Here is a 5,061-nt window from a genome sequence, read left to right on the forward strand (position 1 = left end):
CAGCGGCTGGTGAAGGGCGTATGGCCGCCGCGGCTCACCCGTGCGCAGCTGATCGTCGCCCTGCTTCTCTTCGGCCTCGGCCTGGGCCTCGCCATCCAGGTGCGCTCGACCAACGAGAACAGCGTGCTGCGCGGGGCCCGGCAGGAGGACCTGGTCCGGATCCTCGACGAGCTGGACTCGCGTACCCAGCGGCTCCAGGACGAGAAGCGCCGCCTCGAGAACCAGCGCACCGAGCTGGAGAACAGCTCGGACCAGGCCGAGGAGGCCCGGAAGCAGACGCTCCAGAAGGAGCAGCAGCTGGGCGTGCTCGCGGGTACGGTGGCAGCACAGGGTCCTGGTATCACGATCACCATCGACGACTCCCGGGGCTCCGTGGAGTCGGACATGCTGCTCGACACGGTCCAGGAGCTGCGCGCGGCGGGCGCCGAGGCGATCCAGATCGGCAAGGTGCGCGTGGTCGCCGGCACCTACTTCTCGGACAGCGGTGGCGCGATCCGGATCGATGGACGGAAAGTGACGCGACCGTATGTTGTGAAGGTGATCGGCAAGCCGGAGGATCTGGAGCCGGCCCTGAACATCCCGGGCGGTGTGGTGCAGAGTCTGGAGAAGGAGCAGGCCACTGTGTCCGTGCAGCGGGAGAAGAAGATCGTTGTGGATGCCTTGCGATCGGCGAAGCGGCCTGACTACGCTCGGTCGTCATCACGGTGAGGCGGTTCGAAATGAGGGTCTCTCGGAGAGACCATGTGGACGCGGGGGGTCAACGCACCGGAAGATCCGCGCGTGATGGAAACTGTCTGGTGGTCCCGGGCGTTGTGAGGATGTCCGGACCGTCTGGTGTGTGCATCGAGGGTTTGTCCTGCCCCACGGGCGGGTCTGTTTCAGTCAAGGGGAATCGCCCGTGAAGTTGTTCGGGAAGTTGTTCGGTAAGAGTGCCCGCCAGGATGGCGGCAGCAGCACCGCTCGCCACCGCGCCTCGCGTGCCGCGGAGGAGAGCGGAGGGGGAACCGAGGAGCGCCCGCTCTTCCGTGACCAGGTCGGCGGGCAGGGCGCGTCTGTTGACCCCTCCGCGGCCGGGCCCATAGGTTTCGAGGACCCATCGGCCTCTCACAGTGGTGGAGGGTTCGGCTTGCCGGTCTGTCAGCGGTGTGGCCACCGGAACGCGGAGGCCAGCCGGTTCTGCTCCAATTGCGGCGCCCCGCTGCGGGGCGGCGCGTCCTCCGAGCGTGCCTCGGAGACCACCTCCACCATTTCGATCTCGGGTCTCGAGGCGTACGACTCCGAGGTGACCGGGCAGACGCCGCTGCCGTCGCTCAGCCCGGAGGCGCAGGCCGCCGTCGAGGCGCTGCCCCTGGGGTCGGCCCTGCTGGTGGTCCGCCGCGGGCCGAATTCCGGCAGCCGCTTCCTCCTGGACAGTGATGTCACCACGGCGGGCCGTCACCCGCAGAGCGACATCTTCCTGGACGATGTGACGGTCTCCCGCCGCCATGTGGAGTTCCGGCGCGGCCAGGACGGCAGCTTCACCGTCTCGGACGTCGGCAGCCTCAACGGGACGTATGTCAACCGGGAGCAGATCGACGCGCCGGTGGTCCTGACCAGTGGGGACGAGGTGCAGATCGGTAAGTACCGGCTGGTCTTCTACCCGAGCCAGCGGGGCGTCGGCATCTGACCCGTCAGGGGAGGTCCATGCTTCAGACACCGTCGGGCGGTGCCGATACCGGCACCGCCCCCACGGGCAGCCGGTCGATGAGCATCGGCACCGTGCTGAATCTGTTGCGGGACGAGTTCCCCGAGGTCACCATCTCCAAGATCCGCTTCTTGGAGTCGGAGGGGCTGGTGGAGCCGCGGCGGACGCCGTCCGGCTACCGCAAATTCAGCCAGCGGGATGTGGAGCGGCTCGGCCATATCCTCCGGATGCAGCGTGACCACTATCTGCCGCTCAAGGTCATCCGGGAGCATCTGGACGCCCTGGAGCGGGGCGAGCCGTTGCAGCTTCCTGCCGTTTCGCAGGGAGCGCAGCAGCCCGGGCCGCTCGACGGCGGCACCGACGCGGCCCCGGACGGCCCCACGGCCGCTCGGGTCGGCCGTGCCGAGCTGCTGGCAACGGCCGAGGTCAGCGAGGCGGAGCTGGCCGAATGGGAGTCGTACGGGCTGCTCACGCCGACCGCGGACGGCGGGTACGACCTCGAGGCGGTGACCGTCGCCCGGCTCATCGCCGAGCTCGGTCGTTTCGGCCTGGAACCACGTCATCTGCGAATCATGAAAGCCTCCGCCGAGCGCGAGGCCGGAATGGTCGAGCAGGTGGTCGCCCCGCTGCGGTTGCATAGAAATCCGCAGACCAGAGCGCATGCGGAGGCCAGTGTGCGGGAGCTCGCCACGCTCTCCGTACGGCTGCACGCGGCCCTGGTGCGGTCGGCTCTGAGGGTCCAGGAGCGGTGACCGACCGGGCCCCGACTATCCAAACCGGCCGGGCACGTCCTAGGGTTGCTGTGTGAACGAGCTCGACGTCGTGGGTGTCCGGGTGGAAATGCCCTCCAACCAACCGATCGTGCTCCTGCGTGAAGTGGGAGGCGACCGCTACCTCCCCATCTGGATCGGACCAGGTGAGGCGACCGCGATCGCCTTCGCTCAGCAGGGCATGGCTCCGGCGCGCCCGCTGACCCATGACCTTTTCAAGGACGTACTCGAAGCGGTCGGCCAGCAGCTCACGGAGGTCCGGATCACGGATCTGCGCGAGGGTGTCTTCTACGCGGATCTGGTCTTCGCCAGCGGCGTGGAGGTCAGCGCTCGGCCGTCCGACGCCATAGCGCTCGCGCTGCGCACCGGAACGCCGATCTACGGCAGCGACGGCGTGCTGGACGACGCCGGTATCGCGATTCCGGACGAGCAGGAGGACGAGGTGGAGAAGTTCCGTGAGTTCCTCGACCAGATCTCGCCCGAGGACTTCGGAACCAGCAGCCAGTGAACCGTATGCCGGTCCTCGCTCGCGCATTCGAGTAGCCTTTCCCGGACGAGGGACACGGGAAACCACTCTTAGGGTGATTATCACTCGGCGTGCCGAGTGTGGCGATCGTTGACGCACCCCGGGTGACTGCCTACCTTCAAGATGGCAGGTCGAGGACGGAGGTCGGCGTGAGAAGCACCGGCGACGGCACGGCGGCCGGAGGTCCGTACGCGCTCCAGGGGAGCGCATCGGCCGATCCGGCATTGAAGGCTCGGGTCGCGGCACAGGCCGCACCGCCGCGTGAGCCCGCCGCGGGGGGGACGGAGCGGATCGGATACCGCGGACCCACCGCGTGTGCGGCGGCGGGCATCACCTACCGCCAGCTGGACTACTGGGCCCGCACCGGGCTGGTGGAGCCGAGCGTCCGGCCGGCGTACGGCTCGGGCAGCCAGCGGCTCTACAGCTTCCGGGACGTGGTCGTCCTCAAGATCGTGAAGCGGCTGCTGGACACCGGGGTGTCGCTCCAGAACATCCGGGCGGCGGTGGCGCACCTCCGTGCCCGGGAGCTCGACGACCTGGCCCAGATGACGCTCATGAGCGACGGTGCGACGGTCTACGAGTGCACCTCGCCCGATGAGGTCGTGGACCTCCTCCAGGGCGGCCAGGGCGTCTTCGGGATCGCCGTGGGCGTCGTCTGGCGGGATGTGGAGAGCGCGCTGTCCCAGCTGCACGGCGAGCGGGTGGACACCGGCGAGACGCTGGTCCGGCACAACCCGACCGACGAGCTCGCGGCGCGCCGCAACCGGGCCGGTTAGAAACCTTTGGCTGAGCGCCCCGGGGCGAACTGATCGGCGCCCCCGGGCCCGCCCCCGGCCGTTGTGCCGCCCCATTGTCAGTGGTGTGCGGCAGCATCGGAGGTGTGAGGGGTGCGCCGACGATTCTCCATCTGGACATGGACGCCTTCTACGCCTCGGCGGAGCAGGCGGCCAAGCCCAGCCTGCGCGGGAAGCCGGTGATCGTAGGGGGCCTGGGGCCGCGTGGCGTGGTGGCCACGGCCTCCTACGAGGCCCGGGTGTTCGGGGTGCACTCGGCCATGGCGATGGCCCAGGCCCGCCGCCTGTGCCCGAACGCGGCGTTCCTCATCCCCCGCTTCGCGCTCTACCGCAAGGTGAGCGACGCGGTCATGGCCCTGCTGCACACGCTGTCGCCCCTGGTGGAGCCGCTGAGTCTGGACGAGGCGTTCGTCGATCTGGAGGCGGGCGGCACCGAGCCCACCGTGGAGGCGGCGCGCGCCGTGGCGGAGCGGCTGCGGGCCGACATCCGCGCGGTCACCGGGCTGACCGGATCGGTGGGGCTCGCCGGCTCCAAGATGCTCGCCAAGATTGGTTCGGAGCAGGCCAAGCCGGACGGTCTGGTGGTCATCGAGCCCGGGACGGAGCGCGATCTGCTCGGCCCGATGCCGGTGCGGACGCTCCCGGGCGTCGGCCCCGCCACGGCGGAGACGCTGCGCCGGGCCGGGATCCACACCGTGGCCGAGACGCGGGAGGCGGGCGAGGCCGAGCTGGTGCGGCTGCTGGGCCGGGCCCACGGCACGTCGCTGTTCCTGATGGCCGAGGGGCGGGACGAGCGGCCCGTCGTCGCCGAGCGGGACGCCAAGTCCATCTCGGTGGAGGACACCTTCGACGTCGACCTCACCGACCGCACCCGGGTGCAGCTGGAGATCGCGCGGCTCGCCGACCGCTGTGTGCGGCGGCTGCGCGAGGCCGGCCGCTCGGGGCGGACGGTCGTGATCAAGGTGCGGCGGTACGACTTCTCCACGCTCACCCGTTCGGAGACCCTGCGCGGGCCGACCGACGACCCGGCGGTGGTGCGGGAGGCCGCGGCGCGGCTGATCGACGGGGTGGAGACCACGGCGGGTGTGCGGCTGCTGGGGGTCGGCGTCAGCGGTCTGGCGGACTACACGCAGGAAGATCTCTTCGCCCAGGCCGCGCAAGCCGCGGAAGCGGTTCAGGCCGCCCAAGCCGCTCACGAGGCCGTGGGGGACGCCGGGCCCCCGCCGGGTCCTGAGAGACCGGAGCCCGTGAGAGAGGGCGCGGGAGAGGCTTCTGAGGACGCTGAGA

Annotated in this window: 6 protein-coding genes; all 6 read left to right on the plus strand. The window is 70.1% G+C overall.

The window, feature by feature from the left end:
* On the plus strand, nucleotides 1-708 hold a 708-nt coding region (locus GWI24_RS40030; RefSeq protein ID WP_210950940.1), incomplete at its 5' end, for a DUF881 domain-containing protein.
* A 130-nt stretch (nucleotides 709-838) separates the two neighbouring features.
* Nucleotides 839-1,666 (plus strand): FHA domain-containing protein, encoded by an 828-nt coding sequence (locus GWI24_RS40035; protein WP_374103400.1) that lies wholly within the window; start codon nucleotides 839-841, stop codon nucleotides 1,664-1,666.
* Between the two features lie 17 nt (nucleotides 1,667-1,683).
* A complete protein-coding gene (locus GWI24_RS40040) occupies nucleotides 1,684-2,436 on the plus strand; it encodes a MerR family transcriptional regulator (RefSeq protein ID WP_210950941.1) in 753 nt (250 codons plus the stop codon).
* A 52-nt stretch (nucleotides 2,437-2,488) separates the two neighbouring features.
* Nucleotides 2,489-2,962: a bifunctional nuclease family protein gene (locus GWI24_RS40045; RefSeq protein ID WP_210950942.1), complete on the plus strand. Its 474-nt coding sequence runs from the start codon at nucleotides 2,489-2,491 to the stop codon at nucleotides 2,960-2,962.
* A 167-nt stretch (nucleotides 2,963-3,129) separates the two neighbouring features.
* Nucleotides 3,130-3,756: a MerR family transcriptional regulator gene (locus tag GWI24_RS40050; protein WP_210950943.1), complete on the plus strand. Its 627-nt coding sequence runs from the start codon at nucleotides 3,130-3,132 to the stop codon at nucleotides 3,754-3,756.
* 104 nt (nucleotides 3,757-3,860) lie between these two features.
* Nucleotides 3,861-5,061: DNA polymerase IV (locus tag GWI24_RS40055; RefSeq protein WP_210950944.1), on the plus strand; the 1,201-nt coding region annotated here is incomplete at its 3' end.

Origin of the sequence: Streptomyces sp. MK37H, from assembly GCF_018035285.1 — a bacterium.
Lineage (GTDB): Bacteria > Actinomycetota > Actinomycetes > Streptomycetales > Streptomycetaceae > Streptomyces > Streptomyces endocoffeicus.

Bases quoted from the DNA above. Each gene is read 5' to 3' on its own strand.
- GWI24_RS40040 (WP_210950941.1), top strand. From the start codon at position 1,684: ATGCTTCAGACACCGTCGGGCGGTGCCGATACCGGCACCGCCCCCACG.